At 71.0% G+C, this 16,659-nt stretch carries 13 protein-coding genes and 1 other RNA gene; 5 read left to right on the top strand and 9 right to left on the bottom strand.

What is annotated here, in order from left to right; translation table 11 throughout:
• Positions 1-12 precede the first annotated feature (12 nt).
• Positions 13-996, top strand: a complete 984-nt coding sequence (locus tag AB0N06_RS10190) for a CapA family protein (protein WP_366134241.1) — start codon at positions 13-15, stop codon at positions 994-996.
• Between the two features lie 5 nt (positions 997-1,001).
• Entirely contained in the window at positions 1,002-2,429 is a 1,428-nt protein-coding gene (locus AB0N06_RS10185) for an RtcB family protein (protein ID WP_366134240.1), read from the top strand.
• 64 nt (positions 2,430-2,493) lie between these two features.
• On the opposite strand, the gene AB0N06_RS10180 is transcribed toward AB0N06_RS10185, so the two are convergent.
• Complete coding sequence (locus AB0N06_RS10180; RefSeq protein WP_366134239.1) at positions 2,494-3,969, bottom strand: ArsR family transcriptional regulator; 1,476 nt, start codon at positions 3,967-3,969, stop codon at positions 2,494-2,496.
• A 799-nt stretch (positions 3,970-4,768) separates the two neighbouring features.
• On the opposite strand from AB0N06_RS10180, the gene AB0N06_RS10175 reads away from it, so the two are divergent.
• Positions 4,769-6,121 carry a phosphoribosyltransferase family protein gene (locus tag AB0N06_RS10175; protein ID WP_366134238.1) on the top strand — a complete coding sequence of 451 codons (1,353 nt, stop codon included), beginning with the start codon at positions 4,769-4,771 and terminating at the stop codon, positions 6,119-6,121.
• 115 nt (positions 6,122-6,236) lie between these two features.
• Here AB0N06_RS10175 and AB0N06_RS10170 read toward each other — a convergent pair whose 3' ends face one another.
• Positions 6,237-6,506: a hypothetical protein gene (locus AB0N06_RS10170; RefSeq protein WP_366134237.1), complete on the bottom strand. Its 270-nt coding sequence runs from the start codon at positions 6,504-6,506 to the stop codon at positions 6,237-6,239.
• A 73-nt stretch (positions 6,507-6,579) separates the two neighbouring features.
• Complete coding sequence (locus AB0N06_RS10165) at positions 6,580-7,674, bottom strand: glycosyltransferase family 2 protein (RefSeq protein ID WP_366134236.1); 1,095 nt, start codon at positions 7,672-7,674, stop codon at positions 6,580-6,582.
• 568 nt (positions 7,675-8,242) lie between these two features.
• On the opposite strand from AB0N06_RS10165, the gene AB0N06_RS10160 reads away from it, so the two are divergent.
• The gene (locus AB0N06_RS10160) at positions 8,243-9,550 is read left to right on the top strand and encodes a cellulose binding domain-containing protein (RefSeq protein ID WP_366134235.1); all 1,308 of its coding nucleotides are present in this window, start codon (positions 8,243-8,245) and stop codon (positions 9,548-9,550) included.
• 448 nt (positions 9,551-9,998) lie between these two features.
• On the opposite strand, the gene rnpB is transcribed toward AB0N06_RS10160, so the two are convergent.
• From rnpB to AB0N06_RS10145, 3 genes are all read right to left on the bottom strand, one after another.
• Positions 9,999-10,400: RNase P RNA component class A (gene rnpB, locus AB0N06_RS10155), an RNA gene on the bottom strand.
• 39 nt (positions 10,401-10,439) lie between these two features.
• Positions 10,440-11,012: a Uma2 family endonuclease gene (locus AB0N06_RS10150; protein ID WP_366134257.1), complete on the bottom strand. Its 573-nt coding sequence runs from the start codon at positions 11,010-11,012 to the stop codon at positions 10,440-10,442.
• Positions 11,013-11,207: 195 nt separating this feature from the next.
• On the bottom strand, positions 11,208-12,650 hold the full coding sequence (locus tag AB0N06_RS10145) for an RNB domain-containing ribonuclease (protein ID WP_366134234.1): 1,443 nt from the start codon (positions 12,648-12,650) through the stop codon (positions 11,208-11,210).
• Between the two features lie 225 nt (positions 12,651-12,875).
• Here AB0N06_RS10145 and yaaA point away from each other — a divergent pair, with 225 nt between their 5' ends.
• Positions 12,876-13,676, top strand: a complete 801-nt coding sequence (gene yaaA / locus AB0N06_RS10140) for a peroxide stress protein YaaA (RefSeq protein ID WP_366134233.1) — start codon at positions 12,876-12,878, stop codon at positions 13,674-13,676.
• Positions 13,677-13,806: 130 nt separating this feature from the next.
• Here yaaA and AB0N06_RS10135 read toward each other — a convergent pair whose 3' ends face one another.
• Genes AB0N06_RS10135 through AB0N06_RS10125 form a run of 3 tightly spaced genes read right to left on the bottom strand, consistent with a single transcriptional unit; the run spans position 13,807 to position 16,606 of the window.
• Positions 13,807-15,021, bottom strand: coding sequence for a bifunctional RNase H/acid phosphatase (locus tag AB0N06_RS10135; RefSeq protein ID WP_366134232.1), 1,215 nt, complete (start codon positions 15,019-15,021; stop codon positions 13,807-13,809).
• Positions 15,021-15,764, bottom strand: coding sequence for a C4-type zinc ribbon domain-containing protein (locus tag AB0N06_RS10130; protein ID WP_366134256.1), 744 nt, complete (start codon positions 15,762-15,764; stop codon positions 15,021-15,023). Before AB0N06_RS10130 ends, AB0N06_RS10135 begins: the two co-directional genes overlap by 1 nt.
• Positions 15,761-16,606, bottom strand: coding sequence for a Nif3-like dinuclear metal center hexameric protein (locus tag AB0N06_RS10125; protein WP_366134231.1), 846 nt, complete (start codon positions 16,604-16,606; stop codon positions 15,761-15,763). Before AB0N06_RS10125 ends, AB0N06_RS10130 begins: the two co-directional genes overlap by 4 nt.
• Positions 16,607-16,659 lie beyond the last annotated feature (53 nt).

The following is a 16,659-nucleotide window of genomic DNA, read 5'->3' as shown; positions in this document are numbered from 1 at the left end:
GGGAACGGAATCATGGCGCTCACGGTGGCACTGGCCGGCGACACCATGCTCGGGCGCGGCGTCGCCGAGGGGCTGCGCCGCTCGCCGGTGCCGGAGACGCTCGTCTCCGCAGGGGTCAGGGAGGCGATCGCGGAAGCGGATCTGTTCGTGCTCAACCTGGAGTGCTGTGTCTCCGACCGCGGGCACCGCTGGCCCGACCCGCGGAAGGCCTTCTTCTTCCGTGCTCCCTCCGCCGCCGCGAAGGTGCTGGCCGAACTGAGGGTGAACTGTGTGACGCTCGCCAACAACCATGCTCTCGACTACGGGTTCGACGCCATGGCCGACACCGTCACCCTGCTGGCCCAGGCGGGCGTCCACGCGGTCGGTGCCGGGGCGAACGCAGGCGCGGCCCGGGAGTTCGCGGTGCTGGAGGCGGGCGGAGTGCGGCTGGCCGTGGTGGGCGCCACCGACCACCCGGAGGAGTTCGCGGCCGGGGAGGACAGTCCCGGTGTCGCCTGGGCCGATCTCCACGCGGGCGTACCCGGCTGGCTGACGGAGTCGGTGGCCCGGGCCGCTGCGGCAGCGGATGTCGTGCTGGTGACCCCGCACTGGGGTCCCAACATGACCTCCCGGCCGCCGCGCCATGTGTCGACCGCGGCCCCGGAGCTGCTGGCGGCGGGAGCGACGCTGGTCGCCGGGCACTCCGCCCATGTCTTCCACGGGATCGCCGACCGGATCCTCTACGACCTGGGTGACTTCGTCGACGACTACGCCGTCGACCCGGTCCTGCGCAACGACCTCGGGCTCCTCTTCCTGGTGACCCTGGACGGCCCGGATGCCGCACATCTGGTTCCCGCGCAGGTGGAGGCGGTACCGCTGGCCCTGGACTACTGCCACACCCGCTTGGCGCTCGGCGAGGACCGGGAGTGGATCCGCGAGCGGTTCACCACCGCCTGCGCCGAGTTCGGTACCGCCGTCGCCGATCGGGCCGGACGGCTGACGGTCGACTGGAGGTGAGGGACGTGGAGATCGCACTGGTGGAGAAGGACCAGTACCGCTTCCGGATCGAGCAGCGGGAGCCGATGCGCGTACCCGGGGTGGTGTTCGCCTCGCGGGCTCTGCTGCCGCAGGCGGCGGGGGACAAAGCGCTGGAGCAGGTGGCGAACGTGGCGACGCTGCCCGGCATCGTCCGCGCCTCCTTCGCCATGCCCGACGTCCACTGGGGCTACGGCTTCCCGATCGGCGGGGTGGCCGCCACCGACATCTCCCACGGCGGGGTCATCTCGCCCGGCGGCGTCGGGTTCGACATCTCCTGCGGCGTACGGCTGCTGGCCGCCGGCATCGACCGCGAGGCGCTCGGCCACGACCGGATGCGGCGGCTGATGGACATCCTCGACCGCACCATCCCGCGCGGCATGGGACGCGGCGGCCTGTGGAAGCTGTCGGGGGCCGGGGAGATGGACGAGCTGCTGGTCGGCGGCGCTCGCTACGCGGTCGAGCGCGGCCACGGTGTGCCACGCGACCTCGCGCGCTGCGAGGACTACGGCGTCCTGGACGGCGCGGCCCCGGGACAGGTGAGCAAGCGCGCCGTCGAGCGCGGCCTCCACCAGGTGGGAAGCCTCGGCTCGGGCAACCACTTCCTGGAGGTCCAGGCGGTCGACCAGGTCTACGACCGGGCCACCGCGGCGGCCTTCGGGCTGCGGGTGGGTCAGGTGTGCGTCATGATCCACTGCGGCTCGCGCGGCCTGGGACACCAGGTGTGCACCGACCACGTGCGCGTGATGGACCAGGAACTGCACCGGTCACACATCCAGGTACCGGATCGGCAGCTGGCCTGCACACCGGTCGACTCGCCGCGGGGCCGCGCCTACCTGGGGGCGATGGCGGCGGCCGCCAACTACGGCCGGGCCAACCGCCAGCTGCTGTCCGAAGCCGCCCGCCATGCCTTCGCCACGGCTGCGAACGTCGGTCTGGAGCTGGTCTACGACATCTCGCACAACACCGCCAAGCTCGAAACGCACGAAGTGGACGGTGTGGCACGTCCCCTGTGCGTCCACCGCAAGGGCGCCACGCGGGCGCTGCCGCCCGGCGACCCGAGCCTGCCCGAGGACCTCGTCGGGGCGGGCCAGCCGGTACTGGTCCCCGGGACGATGGGCACCGCCTCGTACGTGATGGTCGGCCTGCCGGGCAACGACGCCTTCCATTCCGCCTGCCACGGCGCCGGCCGGGTCTGGAGCCGCCACCACGCGCTGCGCATGGTCCGCGGGGAGCGGCTTCGCGACGAGCTGGAGGCCCGGGGCATCGCCGTGCGCCCCTCCTCGTGGCGTGGTCTCGCCGAGGAGGCGCCGGATGCGTACAAGGACGTCGACGCGGTCGCCGCCGTCACCGAGGGCGCGGGACTCGCCCGGCTGATCGCCCGCCTGGTGCCGCTGGGCGTCGTCAAGGGATGAGCCGACACGGAGCGGAAGGGAGGGGCGCGGTTTCAGAGCACGTCGGGAAGCCGGACGCTGCCTCTCACTCTCCGTAGTAGAGCCGGTCGGGATCCACCAGGACCACCTCGCCGCGCGCCTCGGCCTCGCGCAGGTGCGGGCTGAACCCGGCCGCGCTGTAGCAGGCCGGCCGAGCCCGGCTCACGTCCTCGCCGCGGTCGGCGAGTTCGGCCAGGATCTGGAACTGCTCGTGCAGGTGGTGCATGTCCATTGCCTCGTCCCAACACGCCCTGCCGACCGAGAGCAGGACCCCCGCACGGCCGTGGACCTCGCCGCGGACCACCACATCGACGTCGACCGGCCGGTGCCCCGGGGCCTCTGGAAGCGACCCGGAGGAGGCGGTGACGGGTCGGAGGCCGAAGGTGTCCCGGGATGCGAAACCGGTCACCCAGTCCCGGCACACCTGGGCGAAATGCGGCCGGACCACCGCGGATTCGAAGACGGACCGCGCCGACTTCCAGACCTCTGCGGGGCCCTGCTGCCCCAGCGCGATGCGGTTGGGGCGTATGACGGCGTGGTCGAAGGCGAGCAGCGGCTCGGTGATGCGGTAGCGGGTCACGCCCGGCCGGAAGGCATCGGGCACGCCCTCGACGAGGCCGCAGTCATGCAGTACGGAGAGGAGGTGGGGCACCTCGGTGGCGGGGCGGTCCAGCCAGTCGGCGATCGCGCCGGGCGTCGAGCAGCCCTCGGCGATGGCGGCCAGGGTGGAGTGGCACAGGCCGCGGTCCCAGCCGTCGGGCTCCTGCTCGATGATGTGTCCGGCCTTCCACAACAGCGGAAGACGGGGGTTGAGGACGGTCCGGCACACCCAAGCGTCGAAATCGTCGGGGCCGGCCGGGATGTCCTCGCCGGCCGGGTCGTACCGGAAGGCGGTGCTTGCGCCGACGACCGCGTGGACCTGGAGGGCGAGGCGCGGATCGTCGATGCTCCAGAGCCGCGCGCCCTGCCGGAAGTCCAGGGGCAGGAACTTCAGGTGAAAGTCTGCCGAGGCCGAGTCAGTGCCGAGCAGTCGGCGCATCATCGGCATGGCGCTGCCGCACAGCAGCAGCCGCACCCGGTTGGGCCGGCCCGCCTCGCGCAGTCGGCGGCAGACACTGCTGACGGCGGAGGGCAGTGCGGGGCTCTGCCGGACGAGTTCGGGGAAGCCGTCGATGACGACGGGCAGCGGATGCTCGCTCGCGAGGGTCGCGAAGGCGTCGAGCGCGTCCGCCCAGCAGCTCCAGCGGGTCGGGCAGGTGGCACCGGTGTGACGGGCGAACTGGTCGCCGAGCCGCCGGAGGGACTCCGCTTCCGCCACGTCCTGGGCTCCGAAGTAGAAGCCACCGGTCGCCGAGGCCAGTTGCTGGAGCAGGAAACTCTTGCCCTGCCGACGGGGCCCGGTGACGATGGCGACCGTGGGCCCGGGCCGGGGATCGCGGGCGAAGGCGACGAGCGCGTCCCATTCGGCCTCACGGTCGAAGAGCTCCTTCGGCCGGGCAGCGGTGGCGGTGACGGATCGCACGGGTTGTCCCCTCGTTCGGCGGCAGCCTTCAGAGCCAGTAGACCTCCGGGGTGGCCGCCACGCCTCTCAACGAGCGGGACCGGGCAGTGTATGTCAGTGGTGCGGTGTGCAGGCCGATGATGCCGCGCACACGGTGGTCCGGTGTCGACGTGGGTGTCCGAGGGCGCAGCGAAGGGGCCGGGTGGACAGCGACGACGCCGTCCACCGGGCGGCACGGGCCCGCGACGGTGGACGGTCCGGGACCGACGCGAACGGGATGTCGACGACCTGCCCCGTCCGACGGCCGGCACCCCACCGAGGTACCGGCCGCATCATCCGTTCATCCGAATTCATCGGGTGCGGAGGGATGCCTCCCTGGCGCGCCGGGGCGGCGGTCACGGTGGGCTCCGGTGGTGAAGCCGTTCGGCGCTCGCGCCTGCGCGGAACGCGAGTAGCGTGGGGCGTGAGGCAGGGCCGCCAAGAAGTCGGCTGCCCTCCACGAGCGTGCCGCGGGCGGAGCAGCGACGGCGGCCGACCGGCACTGCCGGAGCAGTCGATGGGATCGGCTGACATCAGACCCCTCCGCACCTCTCGTGGTCGGTGGCGAACCGAAGGGACCGGCTCGACGGACGCACGCGTCCCGGACGGGCCGCACCCCTCACCGGCGACGTGACTGCGACGGCCCGTAGGAGCCGCGAGCGTGCCGCGTCGCCGACGAGGAGCGACCGTGAGCGGCACGTTTCCCGCCCCGGGAATCCCGGGCGCAGGTGCCCGCGCGGGGAGTCGCGGCCGGGTTCTGCCGCATCGAGGAGGCTGGACCATGCACTTCGCTGACCGCCCTGACGCGGGGCGGCGACTGGCCGGACTGCTGACGCACCTCGCGGGCGAGGACATCGTCGTCCTCGGGCTTCCCCGTGGTGGCGTGCTGGTGGCGGCGAAGGTCGCCGAGGCCCTCGGAGCGCCGCTGGACATCATCGTGGTGCGCAAGCTCGGCGTGCCCTTCCAGCCGGAGCTGGGCATGGGAGCCATCGGTGAGGACGGCGTGCGCGTCGTCAACGAGGAGGTGATGCATGCGACGCGAACGACCGAGGAGGAACTGGCCGCTGTGGAGGAGCGGGAGCGTGCAGAGCTGGACAGGCGTGCCCTTCGCTACCGGGGCAGCCGACCGCGTACCGGGGTCAGGGGCCGGACGGTGGTCGTCGTCGACGACGGCGTCGCCACCGGGTCGACCGCCCGGGCCGCCTGCCTGATCGCGCGCGGCCAGGGAGCGGCCCGCGTGGTGCTCGCCGTCCCTGTGGCACCGGCGGGCTGGACCGCCAAGATGCAGGACGCCGCCGATGAGCTGGTGTGCCCGAGCACCCCGGTCGGCTTCCTCGGGATCGGGCAGTTCTACGAGGACTTCGCGCAGACCACCGACTCCGAGGTCATCGCCTGCCTCGAGCGGGCGGCAGAGCGGCCGTCAGGGCGCGGTCCGCTGGGCTCGGCCGCGCAGGATGCAGCACGATCCGCCGCTCCGCCCGTCGCGGATCCGGACGTCGTCGTGCACGCCGGACCGGTCCGGCTCGCCGGGCAGTTGGCCGTCCCCGAAGGGGCCACGGGCCTCGTGGTGTTCGCTCACGGCAGCGGCAGCAGCCGGCACAGCCCGCGCAACCGCTCCGTCTCGGACTCGCTGAACAAGGTCGGCCTGGCCACGCTGTTGTTCGACCTCCTCACGGCAGAGGAAGAACTGGACCGGGCCAACGTCTTCGACACCACCCTGCTGGGCCGCCGCCTGACCGACACCACCCGTTGGCTCCTCGAACAGCCCGAGGCCCAAGGCCTCGCGGTGGGCTACTTCGGCGCCAGTACCGGCGCGGCCGCCGCGTTGTGGTCGGCGGCGGAGCCGGGCTCCCCGGCCGTGGCGGTCGTCTCCCGCGGCGGCAGGCCCGATCTGGCCGGGCCCCGCCTGCCGGCGGTGACTGCGCCCACGCTGCTCATCGTCGGAGGCGAGGACGAGGTGGTGCTGGACCTCAACCGCCAGGCTCAGGCACAGCTGCGCTGCGAGAGCCAGCTCGCCGTGGTCCCCGGCGCCACTCACCTGTTCGAGGAGCCCGGTGCTCTCGCAGAGGTGGCGGACCTGGCAACAGAGTGGTTCACCGGCCACCTGGGTCGTCGCGCAGAACCGGGAGGTTGAGCGTCGGCGCGGCCGCCGCCGCGCTGCGGCGTAGCCGCGTACGCCCGCGGGTCCGTGTCGAAACGGGCGCGGCAGGGCGAATCCATCGGCCCGGACGGCACCTACGCGGTGGGCGTCACCCGGAGGTGGCCCGCCTGGACCTGGTCCTTCCGCTGGCCGTACGGCGGTCCATACGACGTCGCCTGACGGATGCCATGTACGTGACGACGGACACGGCGACGATGCCGACGGTGATGCCCAGCGTCAACTGATCGACGGTCGCTATCCGGGTCATCGCGTACGCGATGCCCGCGAGCACCGCGACCGCCCCCAAGCCCCTGAGCGTGTTCATCTCTCCCTGACCTGCTTCCTTGACCTGCTCCTGCGGCTTGCTGACACCCAGCACCGCCACGTGCGTTGCCGCACCCGCTCCCCGCGCGAGGACGCGGGTCTGCTTGCTCCCGGACGGAAATTCCGGCTCATTTCCACGCGGACACGCGGGTCACGTAGGACTTCACGATGGACGCGATGAGCCAGTACGCCCGTACGACCGTGTACACCAGCTCCGGAATCAGCAGCGCTTCGACGAGCATCGCCTTCCAGCCGAGGTTCCGGACGCGGAGCGCGGGATAGACGATCCAGAAGGCGAAGACCGCCCACAGGATGGGCTGATGGGAGAACCCGTGCACGGCGAGCAGGACAAGCTGCTTCGCACCCCAGCCCAGGATGTAGGTGAAGCCTATGAGACCCATGATCATGGTGGCGATGGAGTGCCAGGTGAACTTCGTCCAGCCACGGCGACGCAGGGTGTCCACGGTCCCGCGGCTCCACCGTTCACGCTGCTGAATCAGCTCGCGCAGCGTGGGCATGAGGTCGGTGTAGGCGATGCACATGTGGTTGGCGGTCACCTTCCAGCCGGACTCCTTGAGGGCCAGCGTGGTCTCGTAGTCCTCGACCAGGTTCCGGTGATCCTCCCAGAAGACCTCGCCCCGCCAGTCGATCAGCCCCTGCAGCGCCTCGGCCCGATAGAAGGAGCCAGCCCCGGACATGGTGTGCACATCCCGGCGGTATCGCGTGTTGGCGGCCCGGCCGTACTCGATGATCTGCATGCCCAGGAGATAACGCTGCCAGGGGTTGCGCCACAGGTCGGTGCGGCCGAAGCAGGCCGCGCTGACACCACCGAGTTCCGGGTCGGACGCGATGACGTTGGCGGCGCGCTCGATGAACCTCGGGTGCAGTTCGGTGTCGGCGTCCATGACGAGAACGTGCCGCACCCGGTTGTTCAGCCGCCCGCCGACGGCCTCCCTGAGCCAGCGGAGACCGAAGTTGAGGGCGCCCGCCTTCTTGTGGGGGTTGTTTTCGAAGGTCAGGACGACCGTCGGCGGTGTGTGCTCGTCGTCGGCGAACCGGCGCGCGAACTCCTCGGTGCGGTCGGTCGAGTTATTGACCACCACGATGATGAGCGCGGGCCGGCGGGTCTGCGCCGCCAGGGACTCCAGGGACATGAGGACCCCGACCTCCTCGTTCCGCGCCGGAACGAGGACGACGGTCTCGTAAACCGTCTCTGTGGGCACCTCGACATGCGAGACGCGACTTCTTCGATGTCTGCTGCGCGATGCGCTCCGCGTTTCGACGCGCGCGCTCGACGCCGTTGTACCGACCACTGCAAGCCCCCACCCGATTCTTCACACAACGCCCCTACGTTGTGTTCATGAGGTGAATCTCTGACCAGGCACAGCGCGCGCGTAATTGAACTGCAAACGAACACAGTGCACCCTCACTTACGCACTGGAGTGGAACGATTCGGATATTGGGACCGATAGCACACGACAGGCGACACCGCACGACGGTGGCGAAAACCTCACCACTGGCGTGAGGGTGACCGCACTGTCGAGCGCTGAGGGGCGGGTGTGCCTACGATGCGCGGGTGTTCAGCCATAGAGTCAGCCCTATATGCGCTGCGCGGCGTACCGTTCCGGCCGCCCGCCCCTGTCCGTCCGGGAAGCTCTCGTGAGCCGCCCACGCCGCAGTTCCGCCAGTCGAAAACGGAGCGCGCTCATCGTCATACTCTGCGCATGCGTCGTCGCCGCGGGCGGGGTCCTGCTCCATTCCCTGTGGAGGTCCTCGAACACCGAGCCTCCGGTGCTCACGGTCCGCTATCGGACCGACGCCCCGGCCACGGCCAGCGTGGCCACACCATGGCTGGAAGTCGTCAACACATCCGGGAAGACCGTGAACCTGGCAGACGTGACGCTGCGGTACTACTACACGGCGGACGGCGACTCTCCGTACGGCTCCAACTGCGTCCAGACCTCCATCGGTTGTTCCCACGTCACCCAGAAGACAGGCGTGGCCGAGGACCCCGCGGAGAACGCCGACCACTATCTCCAGATCGGCTTCACCCCTGCAACGGGCAGCCTGGCCCCCGGCAGGAGCAGCGAGGGCATCGGACTCCAGCTCTACCGTGTCGACCACAAGAAGCTGAACCAGGCGAACGACCGCTCGTTCAACGCCGGGGACGCCACGTACTCACCGTCGAAACTGGTGACCGCCTACGTCCGCGGCGCACTCGTCTGGGGCGAGGAGCCGAACGGCGACACGTCCGCGTCCGGGCAGGTCACGTCCTCCGCCGCGCCGGATCCGGCAGCGGCCGCACCGCCCAAGGCAGTCCTCTTCGACGACTTCGCCTACACGGGTCCCCACGACCCCGCGCTCTCCGCCAACGGCTGGACGGTCCGCAGCGGCGAGGGCGGCCCGGGGATCAAGGACACCTGGTCGACAGACGGCGTCAGCTTCCCCGCCGGGGAGGACGGCAAGGGGGGCCAGGCCCTCCAGCTGCGAGCCCGCACGGACGGGACCGAGCAGGGCACCCGGCAGTCGGAGTTCCACACCACTCGGCCGGCCTTCTTCACCGGCACCCTCGTCGCCCGGGTCCACTTCAGCGACGAGCCGACGAGCGGCACGGACGGCGACCACATAGCCGAGTCCCTCTTCACCATCTCCCCCGACCACGCGTCGTCGAAGTACAGCGAACTCGACTACGAGTACATGCCGGGCGGCGGCTGGGGCAGGCTGGGCCCCCGGCTCGACACCACCAGCTGGCGCAGCAGCGAACGGGGAGACCGCGTCACCAGCTCGCACACGACGAAGCTCAGCGGCTGGCACACCATGGTGATCACCGCGGTCGACGGGACCACCACCTACTCACTGGACGGCAAAGACCTGTTCACCAGCGGCAGCCGCTACTTCCCGCGCGAGCGCATGACCATCAACGTCAGCGCCTGGTTCATCGACCTGCCCTTCAAGGGCGCGTCACGGACCTGGGACATGCGGGTCGACTGGCTCTACTACGAGTCCGGCAAGGCCGTCTCCCCGAAGGCCGCCGAGAAGGCGGTGTCCGACTTCACCACTGCCGGAACCCACTACATCAACACCCTGCCCAAACCCTGACCAACACAGGGCGCCCACACCGGGCCTCGCATCTGGGCTGCCCGGGGCACGACCGCCGGGAGTGCCCCCGGGCCCGAAGAGTCTGTCCGTGAACAGCCGGATTTCGGTCGAGCCGTTCGGTGCGGAGCTGGTACGCCAGTTCCGCACCACGCTCGATGCCCGCGACGCCGATGCTGGAAGTGCCCGAACCCAGGGACCACATGGTCGAGATCACCGACGAACACCAGGGCCGCAGCGGGGACTTCATGGCCCGCTTCATGCAGGACTGGGTGAACGGCGCGTCCGTGCGGCCGCTGGCCGCCGACCACTTCAAGAAGGCGGACGCGTCCGACGACCTGAAGGCGATCACCAAGCGCTGCCGGCGGTTGTTCGGCGACATGGCGCCCACTCCCGCACGGGAAAACAGTCCCCCACGCAAGCCGTATGACCTGCCCAGACCCCCAGCCGGCAGACGAGTCGGGCTGTACGCCGGGTTCTGTCACCCGGTCGCCTCGCGGCGGCCGGGGAGACGGCCATCCATCTAGGACCGGCATTGCTGCCGGTCTCGTGCGGTCTACCCGCGAACTCGGGCGGGCAGCCCTCGGACGTTCGCGCAGGGCCGTCCTGAGACGGCCCCTCTTGACCTTGCTCCGGGTGGGGTTTACCTAGCCGCCTGAGTCGCCTCAGGCGCTGGTGGTCTCTTACACCACCGTTTCACCCTTACCGAGGACCGAAGTCCCCGGCGGTTTGTTTTCTGTGGCACTGTCCCGCGGGTCACCCCGGGTGGCCGTTAGCCACCACCCTGCCCTGTGGAGCCCGGACGTTCCTCGGGAGGATCCGAAAATCCCCACGCGGCCGTCCGCCCGGCTCGTCTGCCGTGTCGACCATGCTACCCGCCGGACGGGACGGCTCAGACGAATGCCTCGGTCTCCAGGTCGAAGGCGAAGGGCGCGGGGAGACTGAGTGTCTTGCCGAACGGGATCGTGCAATGCTGACGGTAGTCGTCCCCTTCCGGCTCGCTGAACAGCGTCACCGAGGACTCCTCGCGGTCGACCAGGAGGTAGAGCGGGATGGGGCCGCGGGCATAGCAGGGGCGCTTGTCCGTGCGGTCGGCCTGGCGGGGCTTGGTCGAGGTGACCTCGACGACGAGGGCCACTCCCTCGCACGGCATCCAGGGTTCGGCTCCCCGGTACAGCCGCAGCTCGGTGGGGGCGAAGGTGCCGTCGGGGATGACGTGGTTCCTGGGGCAGCGTCCGCCGCTATTCAGCTTCAGACCCTTGTTCCCGGAGAAGTCCATGTCGGTCCGGGCGAGCCTGATCACCTGCCTCAGAATCAGGCTGATGCAGTCCTCGTGGTCCCCGTCTGGCGGCGGCGTCACGACAATCTCCCCCTCGATCAGCTCGGCCCGGAATCCCTCCGGCGTATCCAGCGCCAGGAAGCCCTCCAGCAGGACGTCCGCCTGCGTGAGCGGTTCGTGCGGCATGGCAGTCACGTCACGCCCCTCTCTCGGTCGCTCGCCAGATTGGGGCATCGATGCATCCGCCGTCCGTGAGATGGGAGTGCTTCCCTCGATCGTGGCACAGGAGGAAGCGGAGCTGTCAGATGCGGACGGGTGGGGTGCGCGCTTGACCCTGCCGCAGGTTCCATGCGGATGATCCAGGTGCCGCCGTCGCCGCTCTCACGCGGGGGCGAACAGTACCTTCGCCGCCCCCGGGTCCGCCTGGGTGAGGCGGACCCGGAGCCGTTCGCCCAGGGGGAGCTTCGTCGTGCCGCCGTCGATGCGGGCCACGACCGCGGGGTGCTCGATGTGGACCGTGCCGATGGTGGGTTCCCGGTCCTGTACGTCGACCACATATGCGTCGAAGACCTCACCCACCCGGTCGCTGAGGAGTGCCGCCTCGACCAGGTCGACGCACTCGCGTTCCACCGTGTTGGCGCGGCGGGCTCCTTCGGCCATTTCCTTCGGGAGGCCGGGGAGCGCGGCCGTCACCCACTCGGGCGGCTCCTGGTCCGCGACTGCCGCGACGCACAGTTCGGCCGCGTACCGGTCGACGAGGCGGCGCAGCGGCGCGGTGCAGTGCGTGTAGAGGTCGGCCACGGCGGCGTGGACGGCGGGGGTGGGGAGTTCACCGTGGTCGAAGACCGTGTAGCCGGCGCCGCGCAGCAGGGTGGTGCACTCCTGCAGGAATGCGGCATGGCTCGCCCTTTTCGGGTCGAGCGACCGGACGACCTGGGCGTACGGCACGTGGTGCGGCCAGTCGATGTGCAGCGCCTCGGCCGAGCGGCGCAGCCGGGCGACGGCGCCGTCCGGGGCGACCGGGAGCGTACGCAGGATGCCGGTGCCCGCCTCGGTCATCAGATGGGCGGCGGTCATCCCGGTGAGGAGGGAGATCTGGGCGTTCCAGCCGTAGGCGGGCAGCGGGGCCCGGTACTCCAGGCCGTATGCGCCGTCACGCTGGACGATCTCCTGCTCGGGCACGTCGAGCGAAATCCCGCCTCGGTCGACCTCCTGCTCCTCGCGGAGCCGGCCGATGTCCTTCAGCAGGGCCAGGGATTCCTCGGCGGTGCCCGCGTCGATCTGCCGCTGGACGCCCGCGTAGTCCAGCTTGGCCCGGCTGCGGACCAGGGCCCGGCGTACGTCGGTGGCGCCCGCGCGGCCCTCCGCGTCGAGGTCGATCCGCCAGAGCAGGGCGGGGCGGGTCTGCCCGGGGAGGAGGCTTGCTGCGCCCTCGGAGAGCGGGGCGGGGTGCAGCGGCACCTTGCCGTCGGGGAAATAGAGGGTCGTCATCCGGCGGTGGGCCTCGGTGTCGAGTGCGCCGCCGGGGCGGACGAAGGCGGCGACGTCAGCGATGGCGTAGTGGACCCGGAAGCCGTGCGCGCGGCGTTCGAGGTGCATCGCCTGATCGAGGTCGGTGGAGGTGGGCGGGTCGATGGTGAAGAGGGGGAGGTCGGTCGCGTCCTGGTGTCCGGTCAGGACGAGAGACTTCGCCACCTGCGCCGCCTCCGCGAGGACCTCGCGCGAAAAATCGGCGGGCAGTCCGAGCGTGGTGCGCAGTTCGCGCAGGGCCGCCCGCAGCGGGGTGTCGGCTGCGCCGGTCATGTGGAGATGGCGGCGGGGCATGGACCGAGCGTATGGCGGAGCGGGGCGACCGGCATCCCGGGTGCGGGCAGCCCTGCGGTCCGGGGCGGGTGGTCGTGCGGTCCGGGACGAGTGGTCCTGCGGTCCGGGTGCCGGGCGCCTGCGGTCCGGGTGCCGGGACGGGCGGTCCGGGCGTCCCCTTACGCTGGCAGGCGGGCCTTGGGCAGTCGTGGGGCCGCTTCCCTGTTCGTACGAAGGAGAACCGCCGTGCTCGTGCTGTTGCCGCCCTCCGAAGGAAAGGCCGCCTCGGGTCGCGGAGCACCCCTGAAGCCGGAGTCGCTGTCGCTGCCGGGGCTCGCCGAGGCCCGGGCCGCGGTCCTCGACGAGCTGGTCGAGCTGTGCGTGGCGGACGAGGAGAAGGCCCGCGAGGTGCTCGGTCTCAGCGAGGGGCTGCGCGGCGAGATCGCGAAGAACGTCGAGCTGCGGACGGCGGGGACGCGGCCCGCCGGGGAGATCTACACCGGGGTGCTGTACGACGCTCTGGACCTGGCGTCCCTGAACACGGCGGCCCGGCGGCGGGCCGGGAAGTCGCTGCTGGTCTTCTCCGGGCTGTGGGGCGCGGTGCGGGTGGGCGACCGAATTCCGTCGTACCGCTGCTCGATGGGGGTGAAGCTGCCGGAGCTCGGCGCCTTGGGCGCGTACTGGCGGGCGCCGATGGCCGAGGTGATGCCGGAGGCGGCCGGGGACGGGCTCGTGCTGGATCTGCGGTCGTCGGCGTACACGGCGGCGTGGAAGCCGAAGGGTGCGGTGGCGGAGCGTACGGCGAGCGTGCGGGTGCTGCACTCCCAGATGGTGGACGGGGTGGAGAAGCGGTCGGTGGTCAGCCACTTCAACAAGGCGACGAAGGGGCGGATGGTCCGCGACCTGTTGCAGTCGGGGGACCGGCCGAAGGGGCCTGCGGAGCTGGTGGAAGCGTTGCGGGAGCTGGGGTACGTGGTGGAGGCGGAGGCTCCGGTGCGGGCGGGGCGGCCGTGGGCGCTCGATGTGGTCGTGACGGAGATCCACTGACACCGAACACGCATCGTTGCAGCATGTGCAACGCTCGTTGCCGATTGTGCGGTGCGCACAGAGGATGAGGCCATGCCCTCCTCCTCTGTGCTGGACCTTGCCCCCGTAGTTCCACCGGAGGTGCGACTTCCTACCGGAGGTGCGATGTGTCGTTCAGCAGTCGCAGTGACGCGTTGCCGTCCGTGTAATACGCCACGGCGGACAGCGACGCCGCCGAGAGTTCCATGCGGAACAGAGACTCCGGCGGGGCGCCCAGGGCCAGGCGGACCAGGGTCTTGATCGGGGTCACGTGCGTGACCAGGAGCACCGTGCGTCCCGCGTAGCGGGTGGTCAGGCGGTCGCGGGTGGACGAGACCCGGCGGGCCACCTCGGCAAAGCTCTCGCCACCGCCCGTGGGGGGCGTCCTCGTGGAGGCAAGCCAGGCGTCCAGGTCGGCGCCGTACCGTTCACGGACCTCGGCGAACGTCAGGCCTTCCCAGGCACCGAAGTCCGTCTCGCGCAGGCCTTCCTCGGTCTCGACGGTCAGGCCCAGGCGCGCGGCCACCGTCGCCGCCGTTTCGCGGCAGCGGCGCAGGGGCGAGCTGACGATCCCCTGGATGGTGCCGCGGGCCGCGAGGTACTCGGCCACGCGCTCCGCCTGGTGGCGGCCGGCCGCCGAGAGTTCGGGGTCGGTGCCACCACTGCCGGAGAACCGTTTCTCGGGGGTGAGGGCCGTCTCGCCGTGACGGAGCAGGACGAACGTCGCGGGCGCACCCAGGTCGGGGGCGGCACCCCAGCCGACCTGTGGAGTGGCCGCGGGTTCACGGCGGGTGGACAGCGCCGCCCGTGCCTTCGCGGCTCCTGCCGCCGCGTCCCCGGGAGGACCGGAGACCGGAGGCAGGTCGAGTGCGGCCGTCGACGCCGACGGCTCCCACTGCTTGCCTCGCCGGCCCGCGTCCATCGCCTCGTTGGCGAGCCGGTCCGCGTGCTTGTTCTTCTCGCGCGGGATCCACTCGTACGTGACGGCGGACGCCGGAAGGATCCGGGCCGCCTCCGCCGCGAGCGGCTTCATGTCGGGGTGCTTGATCTTCCAGCGGCCCGACATCTGTTCCACGACCAGCTTGGAGTCCATCCGGACGCGCACCAGCAGCGCACCGTCCGGCACCAGCGCCTTCGCGGCCTTCAGGCCCGCGATGAGGCCCTTGTACTCGGCCACGTTGTTCGTCGCGATGCCGATGTACTCGGCGGCCTCGGCGAGCGTCTCCCCCGTGACCGGGTCGATGACGACCGCGCCGTACCCGGCGGGCCCCGGGTTGCCCCGGGAGCCTCCGTCGGCCTCGATGACGAACTGACGCGGCTCCGTCATTACAGGCCCGATTCCGCCGTACGGACCAGGATGCGGCGGCAGTTCTCGCAGCGCAGCACCGTGTCCGGGGACGCCGCCTTCACCTCGTTGATCTCGGTGATGTTCAGCTCCAGCCGGCAGCCCTCGCAACGGCGCTGGTAGAGCCGGGCGGCGCCGACCCCGCCCGACTGGGCGCGGAGCTTGTCGTACAGCTTGAGGAGGTCGGCCGGTACGGAGGCGGCGACGAGCTCGCGCTCCTTCGTGACGGTCGCGGCCTCCTCGTCGAGCTCCCGCGTCGCGGCGTCCCGGCGGGCAGTCGCGTCGTCGACCTTGGCCTGGACGGCGGAGACCCGTGCGGTCAGCTCGGTGACGCGCTCCTGTGCGGACTCGCGGCGCTCCATGACCTCGAGGACGACGTCCTCCAGGTCACCCTGGCGCTTCGCCAGCGAGGTGATCTCGTGCTGCAGGCTCTCCAGGTCCTTCGGCGAGGTGACCGCGCCGGAGTCCAGGCGCTGCTGGTCGCGGACGGCGCGCTGGCGCACCAGGTCGACGTCCTGCTCCGCCTTGGTCTGCTCGCGGGCGGTGTCGCTCTCCTCGGTCTGTGAGGCGACCAGCAGGTCACGCAGCTGTGCGAGGTCGGCGGTGAGCGAGTCGATCTCGGCGTGCTCGGGCAGCGACTTGCGCTTGTGGGCAAGCTGCGACAGCCGTACGTCGAGGGCCTGGACGTCGAGAAGTCGGATCTGGTCGGCGGGCGCGGCGTTCAGTTGGGGGCTCCAGAAGAGTGGTGGGTGGTCCAGGGGTCGGTGACCTGCTTCGAGACATGGACCCGCAGGTCCCATCCGTGGCGGTCGGAAATCGCGTCGAGCTGCGCCGCGGCCTGCTCGCACCAAGGCCATTCGGTGGCCCAGTGTGCGGCGTCGATCAGGCCGATCGGAGACTGCTGAACGGCCTCGGACGCCGGGTGGTGGCGCAGATCGGCGGTGAGGAAGGCGTCGACGCCCGCGGCGCGCACGGCGTCGAAGAGGCCGTCGCCGGAGCCGCCGCTGACCGCGACGGTACGCACGAGTGCGTCCGGGTCGCCAGCCATGCGGATGCCCTGCGCGGTGGCGGGCAGCCGCGCGGCAGCGCGGGCCGCGAAGTCGCGGAGGGTCTCGGGGTGGTCGAGTTCGCAGATCCGGCCGAGGCCTCGATGGCCCTTGGAGTCGGTCGGATCGGGTACGAGGGGGCCGGTGACCCGCAGATCGAGGGCGCCGGCGAGGGCGTCGGAGACCCCTGGGTCGGCGGTGTCGGCGTTGGTGTGCGCGACGTGCAGGGCGATGTCGTGCTTGATGAGGGTGTGCACGACCCGGCCCTTGAAGGTGTCGGCCGCGACCGTCGTCGTACCCCGCAGGTAGAGGGGATGGTGGGTGACGATCAGCTGGGCTCCGAGTCCGACCGCCTCGTCGGCGACCTCCTGGACCGGGTCCACGGCGAAGAGCACGCGGTCGACTTCGGCGGCCGGGTTGTCCACGTCTCCGCAGACCGTTCCGACCGCGTCCCATCCTTCGGCCCGCTCGGGAGGCCAGAGGGCGTCGAGCGCGGTGAGGACTTCAGACAGACGGGGCACGCAGGAAAGGCTACCTTCCGTCCGTACCCCGTTGCCCATGGCTGAGGCGACCC

The sequence above is a fragment of the Streptomyces sp. NPDC051020 genome, assembly GCF_040683105.1.
Lineage (GTDB): Bacteria > Actinomycetota > Actinomycetes > Streptomycetales > Streptomycetaceae > Streptomyces.
The sequence above is the reverse complement of the archived record's forward strand: the minus strand, read 5'-3'. Positions and strand labels throughout refer to the sequence as shown.

Excerpts from the sequence above, each read along its gene's own strand:
- AB0N06_RS10190 (WP_366134241.1), top strand. The coding sequence starts at position 13 with ATGGCGCTCACGGTGGCACTGGCCGGCGACACCATGCTCGGGCGCGGC.
- AB0N06_RS10175 (WP_366134238.1), top strand. The coding sequence starts at position 4,769 with ATGCACTTCGCTGACCGCCCTGACGCGGGGCGGCGACTGGCCGGACTG.
- AB0N06_RS10150 (WP_366134257.1), bottom strand. The coding sequence starts at position 11,012 with ATGCCGCACGAACCGCTCACGCAGGCGGACGTCCTGCTGGAGGGCTTC.
- AB0N06_RS10145 (WP_366134234.1), bottom strand. The coding sequence starts at position 12,650 with ATGCCCCGCCGCCATCTCCACATGACCGGCGCAGCCGACACCCCGCTG.
- AB0N06_RS10135 (WP_366134232.1), bottom strand. The coding sequence starts at position 15,021 with ATGACGGAGCCGCGTCAGTTCGTCATCGAGGCCGACGGAGGCTCCCGG.